The sequence below is a fragment of the Vibrio mytili genome (assembly GCF_000830505.1).
Taxonomy (GTDB): Bacteria; Pseudomonadota; Gammaproteobacteria; order Enterobacterales; family Vibrionaceae; genus Vibrio; species Vibrio mytili.
This window is the reverse complement of the sequence record NZ_JXOK01000065.1, coordinates 47,310-71,044: the sequence shown is the minus strand read 5'-3', so window position 1 is coordinate 71,044 and position 23,735 is coordinate 47,310. Positions and strand designations below refer to the sequence as shown.

Here is a 23,735-nt window from a genome sequence, read left to right as displayed (position 1 = left end):
CTATTACAACTTACTAATTATAAAAGAGTCTATTCCCTCCCTTAATGGCAGTTACTTGATAGTTCATCTACTTTAAATAGAGTCCTTATAATTATTAGGTGAATTCAATGAGGAAGCTGTGCGCGGCAGTGGTTGTTGTCATCATTTTGTCTGGTTGTGGGAAAGAGCTGCCCCCCGTCCCTGAACCAGAATCTCGTCCCGCCAAACTATTCACTGTTTCTATTGGCAATGCGAATTTTGAACGCAGCTTTCCTGCGACCACCGACTCCGGAGATAAGGCGGTACTCGCCTTTCGTGTTCCCGGGTTACTTGAGTCAATAGCGGTTCGTGAAGGTCAAATTGTCAATAAAGGTGATGTACTGGCAACACTGAACCCAGATGAATACTCACTTCTAGAGCAACAAGCGAGAGCGAATTTTAGACTCGCGGATGTGCAATATCAAAGATACAAAAAGCTTCGCAAAGACCAAGTTGTTTCTGAACAGGATTTTGATGAAGCAAAAGCCAATCACAACTCTGCGAAAGCGCAGTGGGATCAAGCCAAAGCAAACTTGAGGTATACCCAGCTTGTTGCTCCCTATGATGGCACTATTTCCTATATCCCTGCAGAAAACCATGAATTCGTTGCTGCAAAAGAAGGGGTGATGAACATTCAGACTAACCAAGTGATGAAGGTAATTTTTCAGCTTCCGTCTCACTTACTTAATCGTTATCTCCCCAGTAGGAATGTATCCGCCAAAATGCAATTCGATGCCTTGCCTGAGCAAATGTTTGATTTAATGTTTCAGGAAATCGATACCGAAGCTGATCCTAAAACGGGCAGCTATAAAGTGACCATGGTAATGGAAAGACCCGAAGGATTAGGCATTCTTCCCGGAATGTCGGGTAGTGTGCTTGCAACGTCTAGTAACTCGGATGCTACAACGATTCCGGACTCTGCGTTTTTTGAACAAGATGGGCAAACTTACGTTTGGAGGGTCGATGATCAAGGCGAGGTTGTTAAGGCGGCTGTCGAGGTAAGTAAAAACAATCAAATTCTACAGGGCCTTAATAATGGTGACCAAATTGTTATCTCTGGCGTGAATGTCATGGAGCCAGGTACCAAAGTTAGAGCCTGGATTAAGGAAAGGGGGTTGTAGTATGAAAAATGTCATCTTTATAGCCGTCGTTTCTTCATTATTGATGCTTGTAGGCTGCGATAATAAGACAGCAGATAAAACCATAGATATCCCCCGTGTAAAAGTGATGTCGCTTAAAGGAAATAAGGTTGATGACAATCTGTATTTCCCTGCGGTCGCAAATGCTGCTGACCGTTCTCACCTCAGTTTTAGGGTGGCCGGAGAGGTCAGTCGAGTTTTAGTGAAAGAGGGAGATAAAGTGAAGAAAGGCGATAAGATTGCGACGTTAGATCCGACGGATTACCAACTGGATATAGATAACGCTACCGCTCGCTATTCTGTGATAGACAGCCAATATCGCCGTTCACGCCCTTTGGTTGATAAGGGCTTATTAGCTAAATCTAAATTTGATGAAATCGCTGCTCAACGTCAAATTGCACTGGCTGAACTTAAATTGGCGCAACTGCGGCTCTCTTTTACCACTTTAACCGCGCCTGTTGACGGTATCATTTCAAGAGTCAATATTGATCAATTTGAAAATGTTCAAGTTGGTCAACACATTGTGAACATTCATAGCCTTGAACGCGTGGAAGTTCTGATTCAATTACCCGATCGCCTATATATAAAACAGCCACCAACAGAAGAAAGGCTGACTTCAATACAAGCGTTGGTGCGTGTCCCAAGCGGCAATGTATACACCGCAACCATAAAAGAATTTACCACCGAGCCCGATCCTAGAACTGGTACCTTTACCGTCACACTTTCACTTCCAATGCCAAAAGAGGAATACATCCTCGATGGTATGGCGGTAGAAGTGACGTCCAAGGATGAAAAGGTAGGATTGGATTTAAACGTTGGCATTAACCTTCCAATAGAGGCGATTTTCAATGCAGACGGTGATGAGTTAGATCGTGAGAACAAGTTTGTATGGGTGTTGAATGAAGATAGTACTGTCTCACGAAAGCAGATTCGCACAGGTAAGGTATCCCAGACCTCCATTCAAGTCCTCGATGGTTTGACACTCGATGACAGAGTAATTATCGCAGGGATTTCAAGACTGCGTGATGGAATGAAAGTGGACATTATCGAGCAGGAGAGTGGGTTATGAGTCAGCAAATTAAAGCGCCTCAAAGTGATGATGATGTTACCGGAATCGCTGCGTATTTTATCCGAAACCGTGTGATCAGTTGGATGGTGTCGCTGATTTTTTTGATTGGTGGTGTTTCTGCGTTTTTTGGACTTGGTCGTTTAGAAGATCCCGCCTTTACAATCAAAGATGCCATGGTCGTTACCTCATACCCTGGCGCGACTCCTCAACAAGTCGAAGAAGAGGTCACCTATCCACTTGAAAAAGCAATTCAACAACTAACTTACGTAGACGAAGTTAATTCAATTTCAAGCCGTGGGTTATCGCAAATTACCGTCACGATGAAGAACAATTATGGGCCGGATGATCTACCACAAATCTGGGATGAGCTACGTCGTAAAGTGAATGATTTAAAAGGTTCGTTGCCGCCTGGGGTAAACGAACCTCAGGTAATTGACGATTTTGGCGATGTGTACGGCATTTTGCTAGCGGTGACTGGGGATGGTTACAGTTACAAGGAATTACTCGACTATGTGGATTACCTAAGACGAGAACTCGAGCTGGTGGACGGTGTGAGCAAAGTATCTGTATCCGGCCAACAACAAGAACAGGTTTTTATTGAAATTTCGATGAAAAAGTTAAGTAGCCTCGGTCTTTCGCCCAATACGGTGTTTAGTCTTTTATCTACGCAAAATGCGGTATCTGATGCCGGGGCAATCCGAATTGGTGAGGAGTATATCCGAATTCAACCAACGGGCCAGTTCCAAAGTGTTAAAGAGCTGGGAGATTTACTGCTTACGGAATCTGGGGCACAAGGCTTATTTTTCTTAAAGATGTGGCAGAAATTAAGCGTGGTTATATCGAAGTACCGACAAATATCGTCAACTTTAATGGCAGTTTGGCATTAAACGTCGGGGTATCGTTCGCCCAAGGAGTCAATGTCGTTGAAGTAGGAAAAGCGTTTGACCGTCGCTTGATGGAGTTGAAGTATCAACAACCGGTGGGCGTCGAAATATCAGAAATCTACAGCCAGCCGAAAGAAGTGGATAAGTCAGTTAGCGGGTTTGTCGTCAGTTTGGCACAAGCAGTAGGTATCGTTATCGTCGTTCTTCTGTTCTTTATGGGATTGCGCTCAGGCTTACTTATTGGCTTGATTCTTCTGCTCACGGTTTTAGGCACCTTCATTTTTATGAAGTATCTAGCGATCGACTTACAACGAATCTCACTAGGCGCTTTGGTGATTGCGTTAGGGATGCTGGTGGATAACGCCATTGTTGTCGTTGAGGGGATTTTGATTGGTACCCAAAAAGGACGAACTCGGCTGCAAGCAGCAACGGATATTGTCACGCAGACGAAGTGGCCGTTACTTGGAGCAACCGTTATCGCCGTAACCGCATTCGCGCCAATAGGGTTATCACAAGACTCGACCGGTGAGTACTGTGGTACTTTATTTACCGTATTGCTTGTGTCACTGATGCTGAGTTGGTTTACGGCAATATCGCTCACGCCATTTTTTGCAGATATCTTCTTTAAAGGACAAAAACTTCAGCAGCAAGAAGGCGAGGAGAGTGACCCGTATAATGGCATTGTCTTTGTGGTTTATAAGAAATTTCTTGAATTCTGTATGCGTAGAGCGTGGTTCACTGTCGTGGTATTGCTTGTTGGCCTCGCAGCAAGCGTTTATGGGTTCTCCTTCGTTAAACAGTCTTTCTTTCCATCTTCGACCACTCCGATGTTCTTAGTGGATATTTGGCTACCTGAAGGTACAGACATTCGTGCAACCAATGACAAACTAAATGCCCTGGAAAAGTGGTTATCTGAACAGGAGCATGTAGAACACATTACCACGACGGCAGGCAAAGGCTTACAACGCTTTATGCTGACTTACGCTCCGGAAAAGAGTTACGCAGCGTACGGGGAAATCACTACTCGCATGGACAATTTCGAAGCACTCGATCCGTTGATGGAAAAGTTTCGTGAACATCTAAAAGCGAATTACCCAGAAATTAACTATAAGCTCAAGCAGATTGAATTGGGACCGGGCGGCGGTGCGAAAATTGAAGCCCGCCTTATTGGCTCGGATCCTACAGTGCTGCGTGGTCTCGCCGCACAAGTCATGGATATTATGTACGCGGATCCTGCTGCAACAAACATTCGTCATGATTGGCGCGAACGTACTCAGGTGCTCGAACCACAGTTTAACGAGAGTCAAGCGCGTCGCTATGGTATTACAAAATCGGATGTGGATGATTTTCTCTCAATGTCTTTCTCGGGCAGGACGATTGGTATTTATCGCGATGGTACAACCTTGATGCCAATCGTGGCACGTCTACCTGAAGATGAGCGCATTGATATTCGGAATATCGAAGGGATGAAAATTTGGAGTCCCGCGAAAAGTGAATTCATCCCGCTTCAGCAAGTTACTATGGGTTATGACATGCGCTGGGAAGACCCAATCATCGTACGTAAAAACCGTAAACGTATTCTGACGGTGATGGCTGACCCTGACATTCTTGGAGAAGAAACCGCATCAACGTTGCAAAAACGCTTGCAACCACAAATCGAGGCAATAGAGATGCCCTCGGGTTACGCTATTGAATGGGGTGGGGAGTACGAGTCGTCAGGGGATGCGCAAGCGTCACTGTTTACAACGATGCCAATGGGTTACCTGTTCATGTTCCTCATCACTGTGTTCCTGTTTAACTCAGTGAAAGAGCCATTAATAGTGTGGTTGACTGTTCCTCTGGCTCTGATTGGGGTGACGACAGGTCTGTTGGCTCTGAATACGCCTTTCGGCTTTATGGCGTTACTTGGCTTCTTAAGTTTGTCTGGGATGGTTCTGAAAAATGGTATTGTTTTACTTGATCAAATAGAGATCGAAATGAAGTCAGGGAAAGAGCCCTATTTTGCTGTGGTTGACGCAGCAGTAAGCCGGGTGCGTCCTGTTTGTATGGCTGCGATTACGACCATTTTGGGCTTAGTCCCACTTCTACCAGATATTTTCTTCAAACCGATGGCAGTGACGATTATGTTTGGTTTGGGTTTTGCTACTATCCTAACTTTGGTAGTGGTTCCGGTGTTGTATCGTCTTTTTCATAAGGTGAGCGTGCCCAAATAGATCGGATAAAGTAATCACCGCATAAAGTAATAAACAGTAATACGGTAGAATAACGTAGGTTCAAACAGTTTTGCGCCTCTCGCTTCGGCGAGAGGCGTCTTATTAAAGGATGAGTTATGACAGAACATATGAGTTGTGCGTGGGCGATGAACCACCCGTTAGAGCGTGAATATCACGATGCAGAGTGGGGCAAACCCGTTTACGATGATAACACCTTGTTTGAGTTCATCACGTTAGAGGGCGCGCAGGCAGGGTTAAGTTGGATAACCATACTTAAAAAGCGCAAAGGTTATCGAGAGGCATTCGAGCGCTACGATTTAAACGCTTTGGCGCAGCGAACTGAAGAACGCGCAGAGTACATCGTTGAAAACTTTGATGTGGTCAAACATCGGGGGAAAATTAACTCGGTATTCGGTAACGCAAAAGCTGCGCAACAGTTGATCGAAGAATATGGGAGTTTATCAGACGCTCTATGGCAGTTTGTTGACCATCAACCGATCATTAATCAATGGCAGGATATGAGTGAAGTCCCAGCTTCTACTGAACAATCAAAAGCCATGAGTAAGTTTCTCAAGAAAAAAGGCTTTAAGTTTGTCGGTGAAACCATTTGCTATGCGTTTATGCAAGCGGTTGGTATGGTCGATGATCATATTGTAGGGTGCCCTAAAAAAACAAAGCTGTAACCACTACAAGTGTGATTACAGCTTCAAACTTGTTGTTTAGCTATTAAGCGGAAACTTCTTGTTCGAATATGACCGAGTTATAGCGTGCTAGTCCAGCTTCTAGATCGGCAATTAAGTCTTCGACATCTTCTAAACCGATATGAATGCGTACCAGTGTCCCTTCAAAATGAGGGTGTGCAACGGTACGTAAGCTATTAAAACTCTTAGGTTCATTAGCAAGAATTAAGCTCTCGTAGCCGCCCCATGAGTAACCCATACTGAAGTGCTTCATGCCATCGAGTAATGCGGTTGTCGCTTTCGGGTTTGAAGTTTTAAGTACAAACGAAAATAAACCATTACCACCGGTAAAATCACGTTTAAAGAACTCATGGCCAGGGCATGACTCTAGACCCGGGTGACGAACTTCCGCAACTTCTGGACGAGCGGCTAGCCAATTGGCGACTTTTAGGCTGCTTTCAGCATGCTGACGTAATCTCACGTCTAAAGTCCGAATCCCGCGCAGCCCAAGGTAAGCATCATCGGGTGATACGCACTGACCCATTAAATAGCTTTGCTCACGCAATTGCGGCCAATACTTCTCCGAAGCTACCGCGGTACCCAGCATGACGTCGGAGTGACCCACGATGTATTTGGTTGCGGCTTGAATGGAAATGTCCACGCCATGATCAAACGGAGAAAAGTTCACACCCGCTCCCCACGTGTTATCCAACATGACGATGATATCGTGCTCATGGGCAATACGAGCCAGTGTCGGTACATCTTGTACTTCCATCGTTACTGAACCCGGCGATTCAAGGAACAGTACTTTGGTATTCGGTTGAATAAGATCGCGAATGCCTTCGCCAATCATTGGGTCATAGTAGGTGGTTTCTACGCCCATTTTTTTCATGATGATATTACAGAAGTCACGTGTCGGTTCATAACAAGTGTCGACCATTAGAATATGATCACCACTCTCGACAAAAGACAGAATCGCGTTAGAAATCGCTGCTGTACCACATGGATAAAGTGCACATCCTGCACCCCCTTCAATTTCAACCATCGCATCTTGGAAAGCAAAGTGTGTATTGGTACCACGTCGTCCGTAAAACAGTGTTTTATTGGTACGATTTATCGTTGCTTGATTTTTTTCTGCAACAGTATTGAATACGACGGTAGATGCGCGTTGAACGGGTGGGTTTACCACTCCGTTAGTCCACTTTTTATCACGGCCTGCGGTGATGAGCTTGGTTTTCTTACCCTCTGACATAAATGTTCCCTGTCTGAAATAAAACGATTTTCGTTATATAAAACATGGACGATGCATGGTTTGCAAGGGAAAAGTCGTATATCACCGCTTATCCTTAAGCTTAAAACGCATATCGGCGTTTCAGCAGATATGCTTGAGAGTTCGACAGATGTCTTTGCTAACGGTTTGAGCGTTGTAGACTGGGCGATCGCGACTAAGTGCTCAGCCCATGCTGCAAAGAGCAGTATGGGCTGAAAGAGCTAGAATATTTGGTTATCTGTTAGCGCTATTACTCATATACCATTACTGATATACGTTAGCCACTTAACTCAAATGATGTTGATTGGGGAGGAAGGAAAGTTAACTTCAAATCGGTACTGCGTCTGTAAACCCACACCAAGTTATTGCCCCCGAGAGTCAGCTGGGGGCACATGTTAAAGCAGTGGATTAAAGAGATAGAACACGCGTTCGAGAAAACGGGAGTAGAGGCTACGTTTTTCCCAGTCTTCTTGTTTTACTGGGTGAGACTGCTGAATATAGCTGTCTTGCAAGCATGACATTTGTTTGGTGAATTCTTCATCATCCACAGCCAATGTGACTTCGAAATTGAGCCACAAGCTTCGCATGTCCATGTTAACGGTGCCCACTAAACAGAATTGATCATCAATGACGACGGATTTAGTATGCAACAGACCCCCATAAAATTCATAAATTTTGACGCCTGCGGCAAGCAGTTCACCATAAAAGCCTCTAGATGCCCACTGCACCATGAGCGAGTCATTTTTATGCGGAATGATCAGTTCCACATCAATACCGCGTTGGGCCGTCATCTTTAACGTTTCTAATAGTTCTGCATTAGGCACAAAATAGGGGGTTGTAATCCTAACACTTTCATTGGCCTGATAAATAGCGAGAGTCAAAACCTGGTAGATAAGATACTCAGGCATGCCAGGGCCAGATGGAACGACTTGTATTGGATGTTGAGGTTGCGTCGGGTCGAGTTTGGTTTCAGGGAGCCTTGGCATTTGCCTTTCACCAGTTTCTACCTCCCAATCCCAACAATGAATAGCACTGAGAACATTGACGGTTGGCCCAGTAATACGAACCATGATATCTATCCAATGTCCAACCCCGCTGTTTTGTTTGAAGTACGCAGGATCGACCAAGTTCATGGATCCGGTATAGGCGATTTCATCATCAATAACGATGATCTTTCGGTGTTGGCGAAGGTCCAAACGCCGTAAAAAGATACGCCACATATTCACTTCCAACGCTTGCACGACTTCAATGCCCGCATCTTGCATCATTTGATACCATGGGCTTCGGAAAAAGCGCGGACTACCTGCCGAATCGAGTAAAAGTTTAACGTTGACACCACGTTTTGATGCTTGGATGAGTGCCGAAGCCACAGAGTCTGCTAGGCCTCCTGGATGCCAAATGTAGAACACCATCCTGATGCTGGTCTGCGCATTTTGAATGTCTTCAATAATTGAATGCAGTATTTCGTCGGGCGAATTTTGAAGAGCGAGCGTATTACCGCTCAGCGCAGGCAATCCCAATCGGTTATTGCACAGTTCATCAATACGGGAGATATGGCGGCCCATGACTTCAGGCATATGCGCGTGGCAGTCATTAAGTTGACTAAACCACTTTTCAAACGGAGAAAACATCTCTTTTGCACGTTCGGCCCGTTTCCTCCCAAGATTTAATTCTCCAAATAAGAAATAACAGGCAACACCGAGTACTGGAAGAATATAAATGATCATCAGCCAAGCTAACGAAACACTCACAGCGCGACGCTTTAGAACAACACGGATGGTCACCCCTGCAACTAAAAGCCAATAAACCACAATACTGGCGAAGGTAAGAAATTGGTAAAACTTGTCCATATACACTCAGATTCATCTGCCCAAGTAGGATATTAGGCATAAAAAGGTCTTGGAGGAAATAGCTTGGTCGAAAGAAATTACAATACAGGGTAAATAAGGGATGAATTTCATAACAGGCAATTCTGTTACATAGATCTAAAAATGAAGTTCAATTTACATTATGTGAACAAAAAAACAGCATTTAACGTGTGGAATGCTGGCTTTGTACGGCAAATATACTTTTTGGGACTTCCAATTTTAATGTGGAACTGGTGTACTGCCTATACATAGTGCGTCAAATACAAATCCTATAAGTGTACAACTAAATGTACACAAACCTTTTCGACGCTTATCTCTATGTAAAAATAATAAACTAAATGCATACACAACAAACTACATTTTGGAGAAAAAGAGCGTGGCGACATCAAGTACAGCAGCATCACGTGATACGTGGGGGTCTAAATTAGGCTTCGTCATGGCAGCAGCGGGTTCCGCTGTTGGTTTAGGTAACATATGGAAATTCCCTTACACTGCGGGGGAAAGTGGTGGTGGCGCATTTGTTGCTATCTACCTAATATTCGTCATTTTTATCGGCTTCAGCGTCATGCTTACAGAGTTTGCCGTTGGGCGTAAAACTGGTCTTTCAGCCGTTGGTGCATTTAAATCTACCGATCGTCGTTGGACTTTTACCGGTGTGATGGGCGTATTGAGTGGTCTATTGATTATGGGCTTTTATCCTGTCGTAGGCGGTTGGGCGTTGGCTTATATCTTTAAAGTTGGCGGCGGTCTTCTGAGCACGCCTGAGACGATCGGAGATAGCTTTGGTAACTTTATCTCTGATCCATTCCAGCCTCTTATTTGGATGGGATTTTATTTATTGATGAATATGATCATTGTCATGAAGGGGATTTCGGGCGGTATCGAAAAAGCTGGCAAAATACTTATGCCGTTATTGTTCCTCATTCTGATCGTGGTCTCTGTTAAAGGTTTGATGTTGCCAGGAGCCATGGCAGGTCTCGAGTTCCTTTTCACACCTGATTTTTCTCAGGTGGATAGCAGTGTTGTCCTTGCTGCGCTCGGACAGGCTTTCTTCTCATTGAGTCTAGGTATGGGCTGTATGATCACCTATGGATCTTACCTGAAGAAGAAAGAAAACATTATTCAAACAACAGGCATGATCACGGCGATGGATACGGGTGTCGCCATTCTGGCTGGTATCGCTATGTTCCCTGCAATGTTTGCTTTTGGTATGGAACCTGCTGCTGGACCGGGTCTAGTATTTGTGGTCGTACCACAATTGTTTGCTGAAATGGGCGGTATGATTGGTTTCTTGCTTGCTCTGATGTTCTTCGTTGGTTTAACAGCTGCGGCATTAACGTCTTCGGTTTCTTTGCTTGAAGTTGTGGTGTCGTACTTGATTGATGAAAAGGGCATGAAGCGCTCAACAGCGGTTTTGTCTGCTAGTGCCGTTATGGTCACACTGTGTGTGTTCGCATCTCTGTCATTGGGCGGCATGGGACCAACGCTATTTGGTACAGGTGCATTTGATATCTTCGACCTGCTAACAGATAAAATCTTCATGGCTGTAGGTGGTATGCTGTTGTGTATCTTTGCAGGTTGGCGTTTAAGCCGTGCAGATTTGGAAAAAGAAGTGACCAATGATGGCAAAGTGTCTTTTCCATTGTTTGGTTTATGGTACAACTTGGTTAAGTTCGTCATTCCTGTTGCGATTGCGATTGTTGCTTTCATGGGTATTAAATCCGGTTTTGAAAGTGGAAAAGGCGAGATCATGGTGCTTGGTATTGTGATTATCGGTCTGGCGGGAATCTTCTCTAAAAAGCTATAGATGAAGTTAAGACAAGGCTAGATGGCTTTGTCACTCAACTTATGTATACTTCTGGCTCCAAACGTGGAGCCAGATTTTTATGTTCGATATCCTACATACCCATCCCGATTTTCTGATCATCAACAAGCATCCTAATGTCTCTGTACATAAAGATGATGGTGACACCATGCTGCTGCAACAAGTGGCGCAGATAAGTGGTGACGATCAACTCTATCTGATACACCGACTGGACAAAATGACATCGGGTATTTTGCTCCTCGGACGCAATGCCAAAGCCGCTAGTGCGTTATCGCAGTCTTTTGCCGAGCGCCAAGTGGAAAAATTCTATCTTGCGATTGGGTCAAAAAAACCAAAGAAGAAACAAGGCTGGGTGATAGGAGATATGGAGCGTTCTCGCCGTTCATCATGGAAGCTGATAAACAGTAAACACAATCCGGCGGTCACACAGTTTTTCTCCCTTGCCGCTGATCCGGGAGAGCGTCTATTTTTATGTAAACCTCATACGGGTAAAACGCACCAAATCCGCGTGGCATTAAAGTCAGTGGGGTCCGGTATTGTTGGCGATCCCATTTACAACGCAGGCAGTGAAGCTGATCGCGGTTATTTGCATGCATTTTCACTCAGCTTTCACTATCAAGATGAGTTATACCGTTTTGTCTGCGATCCACGAGAATTCGCAGTGCTTGGTAGTAAATGGCATTCTGACATAGTCGCACAGGGGATAGAGTCTTGGTTAAGCCCTTGGGAACTAAATTGGCCTACGATCAAATAACAGAACATCAATAAGAGAATTCGATGCAAGCATCACAACTTCCGCTGTTTTTTCAGCACTTAGAAACCGAGCTTACGCAAGCTCCGAATGAAATTCGTCGGTTGTTTCACGGTCGTGGCCGTCGTTTTGAAGGTCTAGAGCAAATCACTTGTGATTGGTTACAAGGACAGTTGATCATCAATGTGTTTAAACAGGTCGACGATACGTTTCTCGCCGAATTGAAGAGTGGACTCAACGCGTTGGCGCAATCGACACTGTGGGTTGACAAAGCAGGTCGTACCATAGTGCTCCAGCATCGTTATGCCGATGGTGCCCCTTCAGAAGTCCTAGTTGGTGAGTTAGATGCTCGCCCAGTCGTTGAAGAGAGTGGCTTGCAGTATCAATTGGATATCGGTCGTAATCAAAACTTCGGTCTGTTTTTAGATATGCGCTATGGCCGTGATTGGGTGCGTGAAAATGCTAAACATAAAAATGTTCTCAACTTGTTTGCCTATACTTGTGGCTTTTCGATCGCCGCGATTGCGGGTGGCGCAGATAAGGTCGTCAACGTTGATATGGCAAAAGCATCTCTATCAAAAGGGCGTGAAAACCACAAACTGAATGGACACAATACCAACCAAGTCAGCTTCCTAGGGCATGATATTTTCAAAAGCTGGGGCAAGATAAAAAAGTCTGGCCCGTACGATTTAATCATCATCGATCCGCCATCATTTCAAAAAGGCAGCTTTGCGCTGACCAAAGATTACAAAAAGATTTTGCGTCGATTGCCGGACTTATTAGCAGAAGGTGGCCAAGTCATGGCCTGTGTGAACTCACCATCCGTGACTAGCGAGTTCTTGATCGAAAGTATGAAAGAAGAAGCGCCAGAGCTGAATTTCCGTGAGCGCCTGGACAACCCACCAGAGTTTATGGATGTAGACAGCGAAGCGGCGTTGAAAGTGCTGCTATTTAGCTAAAAGACCTTCTGTCGCGACAGAAGAAAAATCAAACAAAAAGCGTCGTGATACTCTCGAAATAAACGTATCGCGACGCTTTTTTTGTTTGGAGTCTTAACCGATCTGCACTTCAAGATCCGCCTCAATATTGGATGAGCATGCGAGTACGTAACCTTGTTCAATCTCTTCTGCTGTCAATGTTTCTAGGCTGGTAGACGAAACGCTGCCTTTACGAACTTTACATTTACAAGATCCACAAATCCCACTACGACAAGCGACGATAAGTGGTAAACCTGAGTCTTCTAGTACATCGGCTAGTACCTGACCTTTTTGTGCCTCAATGGTTTGGGCAAATTCAGGAACGTAGACACTGACAGTTTCATCGGACACCACCGATGATGGCTGGTTTTCTGCTGGCGTAAAACTCTCTTGGTAGAAGTTTGTCATGTCAAAACTAAGATCACTCAAATAGCCGTGAACATCTTGCATGAACTGGCTTGGGCCGCAAAGGTAAACCGTGCGATGCATGAAGTCAGGCACGAGATGTTTAAGCCAGTCTGCATTCAAACGACCTTGCGGGTGTGACGTTCCTTCACGGTTTTTCAGCAACAGCTTTAAATGGAAGTTGGGGTACACTGCGTCGAACGTTTCTAGCTGATCGTAGTAAATTGTCTCTTCTGGGCTGCGTGCGATATGAAGAAATGCGATGTCCACATCGTTGTCGTTTTCATCTGGATTACTCAGCCAGTGTTTTGCCATCGAAAATACGGGCGTGACGCCGCAGCCTGCGCTGATGAGCAAGGCTTTTGTTTTGTCATCATGTAAAACAGGTGGGTGGTCAATGCAGTTAAATTCGCCCGCTGGTGGCAATGCTTGAACGGTATCACCAAGTAGCAGTGAGTCAACGATGTAGTTAGATACTTTACCGCCTTCTACTCGTTTGATAGTGAGTTGAAGGTGATCGTCTTCATTGATAGAGCTGATTGAATAGGCGCGAAACTCCAGTTTTCCATCAATATCAACCCCCAAGTTTATAAACTGGCCAGGTTTAAATTGAAACAGAAGCGACTCGGTTAATTCGGCCAACTTGATACTGACGGTATCGTGTGTTTCGAAGTACTTGTCGATGCAACGGAGTGTGACGGGTTGGTTACCTTGCCATTCAAAAAACATAACAATCTCTTTAGTTGTGGCTATTTAGTCCGAAATAGAAAGCGCCCCCAGGTAAGGAGGCGCGTAACAAGCAAGTTGATTAAGCTGCGAGGATTGCTTTTAGATCATCCTGAACATTGCCAATGCTGCGCATATCGAACTTATCTTGAATGATCGCGATTAGGTTAGGTGTTAGGAATGCCGGGGCAGTAGGACCTGTGTAAATGCCTTTCACGCCCAATGCAAATAGCGTTAGCAAGATAACGATCGCTTTTTGTTCGAACCAAGAAAGCACAAGCGTGAGTGGCAAGTCATTGATGTCGCAATCAAACTCTTTCGCCAGTGCAAGCGCAAGCTGGATTGCAGAGTAAGCATCGTTACATTGGCCTACGTCCAGTAGGCGAGGGATGCCGTTTATATCGCCGAACGTATTCTTGTTGAAGCGGAACTTACCACACGCCAACGTCAGAATGAGTGTATCTTCTGGCGCTTCAGCCGTGAAGTCGGTGTAGTAGCTACGCTCTGCTTTATCACCATCACAACCTCCGACTAAGAAGAAGTGTTTGATATTGCCTTGCTTCACTTGATCAATAACCGCAGGGGCAGCGTTCATTAGCGCATTACGACCAAAACCAACCGTAATGTGGTGTTCGATTTCATCGTGTTGGAAACCGTCTTGCGCTAGAGCACATTCAATCACTTGGCTGAAGTCATCGCCTTCGATGTGAGCCACACCAGGCCAACCCACAATACTACGGGTGAATAGACGGTCTGCGTATTGACCCACATTTGGGTTCAACAGACAGTTTGACGTCATCACGATAGCACCTGGGAAATTGGCGAATTCTTTCTGTTGATTTTGCCAAGCACTGCCGTAGTTACCGACGAGATGAGGGTACTTCTTCAGTTCTGGATAACCGTGTGCAGGCAGCATTTCACCGTTGGTATAAACGTTGATGCCTTTCCCTTCGGTTTGCTGCAGGATTTTTTCTAAGTCATGGAGATCGTGACCAGAAACCAGAATACACTTACCTTTGACTGGCTTAACGTTAACCGTGGTGGGTTCTGGATGACCGAAGGTTGTGGTTTCACCTTGGTCCAGCATTTCCATGACTTTGTAATTCATCAGACCGATTTGCATTGAGCAATCAAGTAGCTCACCCAAATCTTCTGGGTCTGTCCCCAGCCACGCCATGATTTCGTGGTATTCGGCATAAATATCGTTGTTGGTTTGCTCCAGGACACGAGCGTGCTCCATGTAGGCCGCAGCACCTTTCAAACCATATAGACAAAGTAGACGTAAACCAATTACGTCTTCGTGTACTTGGTCTTTACCACGGTTAACCGCAACTTCAGGGGCAAATGCTAGGATTGCTTCAGCATTGTTTGGCAAATCAAAATTGGCCACGGTAGGAATGTTAGCTACTTCAGTGTTTGCCAACACTGCGGCAGAGAGCACTTGTTCTTTGAGTTGTGATTTGTAGGTTGCTGCTTGAGATGCTAATTCAAGGATACGCTCTGGATCAAAGTTAACGTTAGTCAGTGTCGAGAAAAAGGCGCGGGGTGCCCACTGATTGATTTCATCATTAACGATGTTAAATTCCAGAGCTTTTGATGCCCAAAAAGAAACCCCTTGCAGCGTGTAAACCAACACGTCTTGTAAGTCAGATACTTCAGAAGTTTTGCCACACATGCCTTGTGTAAAAGAGCAACCTTTCACAGCAGGGGTTTGAATTGTCTGTTCACATTGAATACAGAACATATTGGGTTCTCCAGTGATTGTTTTAATAGTCTTGATATGGACCACTAGAGCAGAATGCGTGCCAGTTTTTAAATTATTGATTTTAAATGATTTTATTGATTTTAAATAGGCGATTTGATGTCATTAATACAACCATGTTGATGTCGGAATGACATCATTTTCTTCATGCTGTCTATTTATTGATTCCGAGTTTTTTACCCATTCGATATAGATTACCGCGATCCATCTGTAAAAACTGCGCCGCTTTTGCCCAAATACCGTCGCTTTGGTTTAAAGCGTGCTCAATTAAATCTCGTTGATAGTTTTCGACTAGCTCTCTCATCGGCTGGCTTTCTTTTGGCAGATAGTTTGATGTGTTTTTTACATCAGTGAGGGCGAGCGAGGTGTCAAAATGGCTCGACATAATGGTGCTTACGCCTTGTTGAATGGCATGTAATGCTGCACGAGTTAAGCTGTGTTCCAGTTCTCGAACATTACCGTACCAAGGAGTATTCTCTAACTGATTCAGTACCTTGGGATGTACGTGAAGGTTTGGCGCATTAAATTGTTGGCGTACTTTTTCTAACAAATAACCTGCCAAAACAGGAATGTCACCTTCACGAGCACGTAAGGGGGGCACATGGATTGGGAAAACATTTAAACGGTGGAATAGGTCGGCGCGAAAGGTTCCAGTTTCGACCTCACTTTCTAGTTGTCGATTGGTGGCGGCAATAATACGAACGTTCACCATGAGATGCTGATCGCTTCCCACCCGTTGGAGCTCACCTTGCTGGATAACGCGCAGCAACTTAGCCTGTAAAACTAAAGGCAATTCGCCCACTTCATCTAAAAATATCGTACCGCCATCTGCCATTTCAAATTTACCCGTGCGGTGGCTGTTAGCGCCGGTAAATGCCCCTTTTACATGGCCAAACAGTTCGCTTTCTGCTAACCCTTCCGGTAGTGCAGCGCAGTTAACGTAGATCATGGGTTTATCACTGCGGTGAGATTGCGCGTGCACGGAATGGGCGACGAGTTCTTTACCCGTTCCTGTTTCACCTGTAATTAGAACCGCATAGTCTGATTGGGCCACGGTCACAATATTATTTCGCAGTTGGTTGATTTGAGGGCTTAACCCCACCATCTCGCTGTGTTGAGAGCGAGCTTGCTGGATGAGTGTCTGTGTAACGCTTTTTTGCTTTTGATTCTGTGCTTTGAGTGCTTTTAACTGAGCGATGTTACGCAGTGTCGCCGCCGTCAAAGCCGCAAAAGTTTCAATCACAACCGGATCGATATGATCAAATGCGCCGACTGCAAGTGCATCCATGGTCAATGCACCAACGAGTTGGCCTTCAACGTATAGACTGAACCCCATGCAATCATGGACATCAATACATTGATCTTCTGTCAGTAGGGCACCGTCAAAGGGATCGGGTAGTGCGCAGTCAGCGTCAAAACGTACGGGGTCTCGGCTTTGAATTATCGCATCCAGCCTTGGATGAGCTTTGGGAAAGTAGCGACGGCCGAGTACCGAATTCGTTAGCCCCTTTACTGCGACTGGCTTGAGAAAGCCATCTTCATCGAAGATAAACAAGCAGCTGGCATCACAGGGGAAAACTTGTGATACACCATCTATTAGGCTTTGATATTGTTGATCGTGAGAACGATTAGAGCTCAGGTTCAGTGCGATGTTTAACAACACGTGGTCAATAGTGGGTGACATAAGCAGGCCAGAATTATTTTGGATTGCACCATGCTATCAATTTGATGTCATTTGAACATCATTGTTGGGTGTTGATTGATGTTCTATTGACAGTGATCAAGTTTAAGAATCACATAAGCCAACGTAGAGAGGGTTCTTAACGTTGACTTATCTTAGGGTGAAAACAAATTAACGAGGTACGACGCGAGCATCACCGCCAGACATGTTGATTTGCACTTGCTGACCTGGTTGGAAAATCATATTGGGGTTGGCTTCTTGAACAATAGAAATGATTTTCCCATCTTCCAAGCGAATCGTTAGGTTAACCCCGTTTCGCTTCGCGGTTGCTTCTGCCGTTTTACTGCCTGCATAACCACCTAACAAACCACCACCAATAGCAGCAATATCCGATCCAGAACCGCCGCCAACTTTGGAACCTAATATACCACCAATGGCCGCCCCAGCGATGGTGCCAACAGCGTTGGATTGGGTGGAGGCATCAATTGTGACTGGTTCGACTTTCTCAACGGTACCATAGTAGACTTGTTGCACCTTGCGTGTATCTGATGCGCCATAAGCATCACCGTAAGGGTTTGGAGAGCTACAGCCTCCCAAGGTCAATATGGAGACGACGAGTAAGGCGCTTAGCTTGATGTACTGTGGCATAAAACCTCCAAATCATTATGATCTTAGAACAGTATAGAACCACAGTGATGTCTCTGCTTTGTAATTCACTCTGCGGTGATGAAATCATGTCACGGTGCAGTATATACGTGTGTCATTGCGACTTTAGCGTATAAAATCCAGAATAGATTCGTGTCATTGTTGTAAACCAACATGCCGCTCCGAATACATAGGCGATGATGTCAAAGGACGACGGAAACAGACACACAAGTACGAAACAAGCAATGGTCTCGGTTCCTTCGGTTAAACCACTCATGTAATAGAGCGACTTGTTCTGATAGGTTGGGTTTTCGATACCACGCTTACTTGCCATGATCGCAAACGCTAGGAAGCTGCTGCCCGTACCGACAAAAGAGAAAATTAAAAATGCACCAGCGATGGCGTTTTGTTCCGGATTCGCCAAAACAAAGCCGAACGGAATCAGAGAATAAAAAAGAAAGTCCAAACTGATATCAAGAAACCCGCCTGCATCAGTAATACCTTGGATTCTGGCAAGCGCACCATCTAATCCATCGCAAATTCGATTGATCACGATGAAGCCCAATGCCAGTAAGTAGTGTTCTGCCGCAAGCGCGGGCAAGGCCAAACAGCCAAGCACAAAACCAAACAGTGTTGTTTGGTTGGCGGTAATACCGCATTTGTTGATGTATTTTGCGCTTTGAGCCAGCGGCCAGCGGATCAGTTTAATACTCATTTTATCCAGCATCTTGGGTCTCCCATGGCCAGTTTATACACCGACTACCTGGTGGTATGTCGTCTTCATCGTGGGTCACCATTAAGGTTGGGATATTGGCCTGCTGTAGCTGTTCGACCACCCAACTACGAAATTGAACGCGAAGATCTTTATCAAGTTTACTGTATGGTTCATCCAAAAGCGCAGCTTTGGGCTTAGCTAACAACATTCTAGTGAGCGCGATGCGGGCTCGCTGACCGCCAGAAATCTGTTCTGGAAATGAGTGTGCGACCTTGGTCAGTGAAATGTTTTGCAAAGCCTCCATCGCACGATTCGTTCGTTCAGCGCCTTTGATCGAATCTGGTAAGGCAAAAGCAAGGTTCTCCGATACGGTCAAGTGAGGGAAGAGCAGATCATCTTGAAAAAGAATGCCGACGTGACGCTTGTGCGCGGGCAGAGAATCAAGTGATTGCTCATTAAGCATGATGTCCCCAGAGTACACAAACTCTGCGGATAGATGCCCCGCGATAGCATCTAACAGAGTGGACTTACCGCAGCCACTAGGCCCCATCAGAGTGACAATTTCGCCTTTTTCGACGTTTAGACTAAAGGATGAGAAAAGCGAATCGCCATTGGCTTTACGGATGGCGAGGTTTTCGAGACAAAGACTCATGTTGGAGTAAACCTTTTTTAGATAATCCCCGATACTGACCGTGAAAACGGCTAAGTAGCATCGCTAACGAGAAAAACAGTAACGGCAAAAGCGCTTGCCAGATAGCATAGATGGCAGTGACGCGCCGATCAAAGCCACTGGACAGAGCGACCGCTTCAGTGGTTAATGTGGATATGCGCCCAGCACCGAGAACAAGCGTAGGTAGGTATTGAGCAAGGCTCACGCTGATACCGACCGCCCAAGCAAATACGATGGCAGGTAAAAGAATGGGCAGTTTGACTTTTATCCATGCACGCATTGGCGATTTACCGAGACTTAAAGCAACGCGTATCAAGCCATTGTCAAAACTTCGCCACGGACCGTCCAGCGCTAGATAAACAAATGGAAAGGCAAAGAAAATATGCGCCCAGGACACCCAGAAAAAATAGGCACTGCTGTTCAAGTATAAAGTCACGACCTGCATGCCAAACAATACCGATAATTGAGGAATCAGCATCGGTATAGCAATAATGTATCCGGGTATCTGCCAGCGGTGGCGCAATCTGTATTCGTGAGCGACTAGGGCCAAGAGCAAGGCGATAGAAGCACTAATCAAGGCGAGTACTATGCTCTGTTCTATTGTGCCGAGAATAGTGCTCCATTCGTATTGCCAAAAGCGTAGACTATAGCGACTAGGCAGGATATCCGGAAAACGCCAACGCTGCGCGAAACTCCAGATAATCATCAATGGCACCATCGAAAGTGTGATCAGTCCAATGGTGCAAAATAGCGTTTTCCCGGGTAGCGGAAAGCCAGTGCGTCCTGAGAACTGCCAGCGTTTGTACCCTTTGATAATACTCCATTCAATCAGACGAGTTAATCCAATGAGTAGGCTGGCGAGTGCAAATAAAATCAATGCTCCAGTGGCAGCTCTAGGTAGCAACGCCAAGTCAGGATCGTTGAACCATTGCCATACGAGAACGGCAAAAGTAGGTGGATTTGTTGGGCCGATAATGAGGGCGACATCAACGACTGATAAACTGTATGCGATAACGGCAAACATGGGAAAACGAAGCTTGGTCAGCCATTGAGGAAAAACGCACTTCCACCATGTTTGCGTTGAACTGTAACCCATGGATTGACTGATTTTTTCAATTTTTCCGACGTGTAATTGCTGCAAAATAGGAATACTCATTAGGAGTAAAAAAGGCACTTCCTTAATCGCAAGCATGATGATTAACCCTAGGGCGTAGGGATCTTTGATCAGCAACGCTAAGTCGTGGACAGTTTGGGCATTAGGGTCGTATCCAATCAACTGATTGAGAAAACGAACTCCCATGCCTGTTGGAGCAAACAAAAAGGCAAAGCCAATCGCAAACGCAACGTGTGGCATTGCTAGAAGGGGAGATAAACTTGCTTCCACTTTTCGCCAAAATCGAGTACGCCAGGTTGACAGCAAGATCACGAACGTCATCAAGCAAGCTAGATAGCTGCTAACAATGGCAGAGTAGAGCGTTAAACCGATGGATGTCCAAACGCCTTCCCATTCGAACACGGAAAATAAACCGTCTAATGAAAATTGGTGCAAGCCGATAGGGGGGATATAACCGAGTGCGGACAACACAACTCCGAGTAGCCCCGGAATCGTGGGGAAAATACACACGGCGACAATAACGAGATACAACGCTCTTAACATGGGATTGTTCTAATTTCCGTACCGTTTTAACCATTCTTTTTCTAACGCTACCTGCCAACTTGGATGTGGCTCGGCAATCGATTTAAATTGTTGTGTGTTCTTTGCGGTTCCTGTCAAAAAAGAGCGGTTCAGTACTGACGGGTCACCCCAAATATTAATGTCACCTTTACGTGATTGCGCCTCTGGGCTAAGCAGGAAGTTTATTGCAACTTGGGCCCCTGCATTGGCATTGGCGTTCCAAGGAATGGCAAGGAAGTGAATATTGGATAGCGCACCGGCATCCATTGCGTATGCTGTTGTTGTTTTTGCTAAGCTGCCGTTCGATTGCGCCGAAAATACTGCATTGGGATTGAAGGTAACCGCAAGATCAATCTGGCCATCATCCAGCAATTGAATCATCTCCGCTGTACCACCAGGAAATTGCTTCCCGCCCCGCCACGCAACAGGATGGAACGCATCTAAGTATGTCCATAGAGGCTTGGTCAAACGATCAAACGCCTCATCGGTAACGGGCTGCTGCAACGCTGGATCATTATCAGTGAGTTCAATAAGCAGTGACTTAACAAAGCTGGTGCCATGAAACTCCGGTGGGCGAGGATAGGTAAGACGATTCGGAAATGCTTTGGCGTAATTGAGCATTTCAGCAAAGGAATGGGGCGGATTGTTTAACGTTTCTTCGTCATGAATGAACACGAGTTGACCAACACCCCAAGGTGCTTCTAGGCCTTCTGTGGGCTCAGAGAAATCCGTGTCGACAGGCAGTGTTTTGTCGACAAACTGCCAGTTTGGTAAATCTTCGACAAAAGGGCCAGATAGGAGTTGGTTATCTTTCATCGATTTGAAGTTTTCCCCATTAATCCAGACCATGTCGACACTGCCGTTGCTGTTTTTCCCCGCCGCCTTTTCCGCAATTAAGCGCGTTGTAGTTTCGGCGATGTCGGTCACTTTGACATGATTTAACGTCACATTGTAACGTGATTTCAGTTCCTGACCTGCCCATTGAATATAGCGATTGATTTCTTGGCTGCCACCCCAAGCATGAAAGTAAACCGTTTGCCCGTCAGCTTGTTGCTCGATTGTTTTCCAGTCCTGTGCGAAGGCGCCGCTTGTCAGTGTCGCGGCTAAAATGCAGGTGGTGCTTAGTAGCTTTTTCATATGCCATCCATGTAATTTTGATTGGTTCACCTAAAAGTTCACCAAAGGTTTTCCAAGAAGTCGTTATAAGGATAGTAAGCCATCTGTGGTGATTATCAATGCCAATGAGGAGTACTTTACTCATTGAATCAGATGATTACGTTCCAATCGCTTCTATGGCTAAAACCCACTCATTTTTGTTGAGTGATTTTGGGTTCACTTGGGTCTAGAACTGTATGACCGGACGGTATTGAAAAAGATTTCAGTGGAATGTGAATATTTGAATGGACACAAAAAAAAAGCAGCGTGTGGCTGCTTTTTCCAAGAAAGATGTTAGTTCATCCAGTCACGGAGTTTGAACGTCAATTCGTGCTGTTTGTTTTTTAGCACCAAGCCATCTTTTGTTAGGATAACATCACTCCAGTTGGTGAGCGTTGAGGACATGGCTTGCTCGATAGTCATAAGTTCACCAACACACATCTTCATTGTCATACCCATTTTATCGATGCGCAATTGGCTATTTTTTAGCTCAGCTTGGCCAAAAAAGTTGTTACAACCTGCGGTGCCGTTTGCTTGGAGATTTTCACCAATTTCTAAACGAGGCGCTTTCTGATTTTCTTTTAGGGTAATGTCTTGACCATCTATTTGGGTCAACTCCCAATTATGGTGTTGTAAGTCTTGAGCCGTAATTTTTTCCACATTATCACCCTTACCAGCACATGCGGTTATGAATAAAGGTAGGGAAATTGCTGTAACTAACGTTTTTAGGCTAAGCTTCATGTTATGGACTCCGTTTGTAAAAACGTGGTAAGGATAACAAATAACATACTGTTTTCTGTCAGTATTTGGTTATTTGAGTGCCGTCTTTATAGTAAGTGAGTGTAACGCAAATAGTTTGACTAAGTAACGTCAAGTTATCGTTTTTGAGATTAATCATTGAGAACGGTTTTAACATGGAGCAATTGGAATTCTTTACGGTCCCAAGCCCTTGCGTCGGCATTTGCACCGCTGACGAAAAAGGCTATTGCAAGGGATGCATGCGCAAAAGAGAAGAGCGATTTAATTGGCTCAACTATACCGCAGCGGAACAACTGCATATCATAAAACTTTGTCGTCAGCGCTATCGAAGAAAAGTGTTAGCAGGCAAAGTCACGACTGAGCAGCCAAAAGAAGACGTCTCTCCCCAGCAAGATTTGTTTTAGTTTGCTGAAATTATACGGCGTATAACTGCTAGCGGATTTGCTCCCGACCCATGCAAGGGGTGAGTCGGGAATGCCCTGTTTTATTTCATCTTCATTGACCAATTGTCACTGACCCAACCTCCGGCTTGTTCATCAAAGTGGCTTCCGGCAAATCGATGGTTAAATTCGGCATCTGATTTATTGTTAGGGTGCTCATCCATTATTTGATGGATATATTTTGCCATGGGATCCGTACAAGCATTGCGCTCTCTACGTGTGACAACTTCTTTTATCATTTGAAGTCTATAGCTTTTGCTGGCTCGTTTCATTTTTCACCTCCTGAACTCGATGGCAGCATCTGGATTATTGACGCCCATATTGCTGCTCATTGAGATCCGCGTTGAGGCGATTCTCCATAGTTTGAAGTCCAAAAACGAGTTGTTTGAGAGCAGTGTTAGTAACGCC

Annotated in this window: 19 protein-coding genes and 1 pseudogene; 8 read left to right on the top strand and 12 right to left on the bottom strand. The window is 45.1% G+C overall.

The genetic code is table 11. The features are described from left to right. Positions 1–107: 107 nt before the first annotated feature. The 4 genes and pseudogenes from SU60_RS16980 (at position 108) to SU60_RS16965 (ending at position 6,006) form a co-directional block, all read left to right on the top strand. Positions 108–1,139: an efflux RND transporter periplasmic adaptor subunit gene (locus tag SU60_RS16980; RefSeq protein WP_041156572.1), complete on the top strand. Its 1,032-nt coding sequence runs from the start codon at positions 108–110 to the stop codon at positions 1,137–1,139. A 1-nt stretch (position 1,140) separates the two neighbouring features. Then, complete coding sequence (locus SU60_RS16975) at positions 1,141–2,226, top strand: efflux RND transporter periplasmic adaptor subunit (RefSeq protein WP_041156571.1); 1,086 nt, start codon at positions 1,141–1,143, stop codon at positions 2,224–2,226. Continuing rightward, a pseudogene (gene vmeI / locus SU60_RS16970) lies at positions 2,223–5,323 on the top strand (efflux RND transporter permease subunit VmeI). The gene SU60_RS16975 and the pseudogene vmeI overlap by 4 nt, the downstream one beginning before the upstream one ends. Positions 5,324–5,439: 116 nt before the next feature. Then, the gene (locus tag SU60_RS16965; RefSeq protein WP_041156570.1) at positions 5,440–6,006 is read left to right on the top strand and encodes a DNA-3-methyladenine glycosylase I; all 567 of its coding nucleotides are present in this window, start codon (positions 5,440–5,442) and stop codon (positions 6,004–6,006) included. Positions 6,007–6,049: 43 nt separating this feature from the next. On the opposite strand, the gene SU60_RS16960 is transcribed toward SU60_RS16965, so the two are convergent. Together SU60_RS16960 and cls are read right to left on the bottom strand one after the other, a co-directional pair. Then, complete coding sequence (locus SU60_RS16960) at positions 6,050–7,255, bottom strand: cystathionine beta-lyase (protein WP_041156569.1); 1,206 nt, start codon at positions 7,253–7,255, stop codon at positions 6,050–6,052. Between the two features lie 413 nt (positions 7,256–7,668). Then, positions 7,669–9,123, bottom strand: coding sequence for a cardiolipin synthase (cls, locus tag SU60_RS16950; protein ID WP_041156567.1), 1,455 nt, complete (start codon positions 9,121–9,123; stop codon positions 7,669–7,671). Between the two features lie 394 nt (positions 9,124–9,517). Between cls and SU60_RS16945 the strand changes: the two genes are divergently transcribed. The 3 genes from SU60_RS16945 to SU60_RS16935 all read left to right on the top strand — a co-directional run bounded on the left by SU60_RS16945 (position 9,518) and on the right by SU60_RS16935 (position 12,676). After that, a complete protein-coding gene (locus tag SU60_RS16945) occupies positions 9,518–10,948 on the top strand; it encodes a sodium-dependent transporter (RefSeq protein WP_041156566.1) in 1,431 nt (476 codons plus the stop codon). 79 nt (positions 10,949–11,027) lie between these two features. Continuing rightward, positions 11,028–11,720: a TIGR01621 family pseudouridine synthase gene (locus SU60_RS16940; protein ID WP_041156565.1), complete on the top strand. Its 693-nt coding sequence runs from the start codon at positions 11,028–11,030 to the stop codon at positions 11,718–11,720. A 23-nt stretch (positions 11,721–11,743) separates the two neighbouring features. Next, on the top strand, positions 11,744–12,676 hold the full coding sequence (locus SU60_RS16935; protein WP_041156564.1) for a class I SAM-dependent methyltransferase: 933 nt from the start codon (positions 11,744–11,746) through the stop codon (positions 12,674–12,676). Positions 12,677–12,769: 93 nt separating this feature from the next. On the opposite strand, the gene SU60_RS16930 is transcribed toward SU60_RS16935, so the two are convergent. From SU60_RS16930 to SU60_RS16890, 9 genes are all read right to left on the bottom strand, one after another. Next, positions 12,770–13,828, bottom strand: a complete 1,059-nt coding sequence (locus SU60_RS16930) for an FAD-binding oxidoreductase (protein ID WP_041156563.1) — start codon at positions 13,826–13,828, stop codon at positions 12,770–12,772. A gap of 79 nt (positions 13,829–13,907) precedes the next feature. Further along, positions 13,908–15,569, bottom strand: coding sequence for a hydroxylamine reductase (hcp, locus tag SU60_RS16925; protein WP_041156562.1), 1,662 nt, complete (start codon positions 15,567–15,569; stop codon positions 13,908–13,910). 172 nt (positions 15,570–15,741) lie between these two features. Beyond that, positions 15,742–17,271 carry a nitric oxide reductase transcriptional regulator NorR gene (gene norR / locus SU60_RS16920; RefSeq protein ID WP_041156561.1) on the bottom strand — a complete coding sequence of 510 codons (1,530 nt, stop codon included), beginning with the start codon at positions 17,269–17,271 and terminating at the stop codon, positions 15,742–15,744. Between the two features lie 168 nt (positions 17,272–17,439). After that, positions 17,440–17,916 (bottom strand): outer membrane lipoprotein, encoded by a 477-nt coding sequence (locus tag SU60_RS16915; RefSeq protein WP_041156560.1) that lies wholly within the window; start codon positions 17,914–17,916, stop codon positions 17,440–17,442. Between the two features lie 112 nt (positions 17,917–18,028). Continuing rightward, positions 18,029–18,640 (bottom strand): CDP-alcohol phosphatidyltransferase family protein, encoded by a 612-nt coding sequence (locus SU60_RS16910; RefSeq protein ID WP_041156559.1) that lies wholly within the window; start codon positions 18,638–18,640, stop codon positions 18,029–18,031. After that, a complete protein-coding gene (locus tag SU60_RS16905; protein WP_041156558.1) occupies positions 18,630–19,280 on the bottom strand; it encodes an ATP-binding cassette domain-containing protein in 651 nt (216 codons plus the stop codon). The genes SU60_RS16910 and SU60_RS16905 overlap by 11 nt, the downstream gene beginning before the upstream one ends. Continuing rightward, entirely contained in the window at positions 19,246–20,955 is a 1,710-nt protein-coding gene (locus tag SU60_RS16900; RefSeq protein WP_041156557.1) for an ABC transporter permease, read from the bottom strand. The genes SU60_RS16905 and SU60_RS16900 overlap by 35 nt, the downstream gene beginning before the upstream one ends. 9 nt (positions 20,956–20,964) lie before the next feature. Continuing rightward, positions 20,965–22,110 carry an ABC transporter substrate-binding protein gene (locus SU60_RS16895; RefSeq protein ID WP_041156556.1) on the bottom strand — a complete coding sequence of 382 codons (1,146 nt, stop codon included), beginning with the start codon at positions 22,108–22,110 and terminating at the stop codon, positions 20,965–20,967. A gap of 312 nt (positions 22,111–22,422) precedes the next feature. Further along, positions 22,423–22,869: an META domain-containing protein gene (locus SU60_RS16890; protein WP_041156555.1), complete on the bottom strand. Its 447-nt coding sequence runs from the start codon at positions 22,867–22,869 to the stop codon at positions 22,423–22,425. Positions 22,870–23,042: 173 nt separating this feature from the next. On the opposite strand from SU60_RS16890, the gene SU60_RS16885 reads away from it, so the two are divergent. Then, positions 23,043–23,291 (top strand): DUF1289 domain-containing protein, encoded by a 249-nt coding sequence (locus SU60_RS16885; RefSeq protein WP_041156554.1) that lies wholly within the window; start codon positions 23,043–23,045, stop codon positions 23,289–23,291. A gap of 80 nt (positions 23,292–23,371) precedes the next feature. Here SU60_RS16885 and SU60_RS16880 read toward each other — a convergent pair whose 3' ends face one another. Next, positions 23,372–23,599 (bottom strand): hypothetical protein, encoded by a 228-nt coding sequence (locus tag SU60_RS16880; protein ID WP_041156553.1) that lies wholly within the window; start codon positions 23,597–23,599, stop codon positions 23,372–23,374. Between the last annotated feature and the right edge of the window lie 136 nt (positions 23,600–23,735).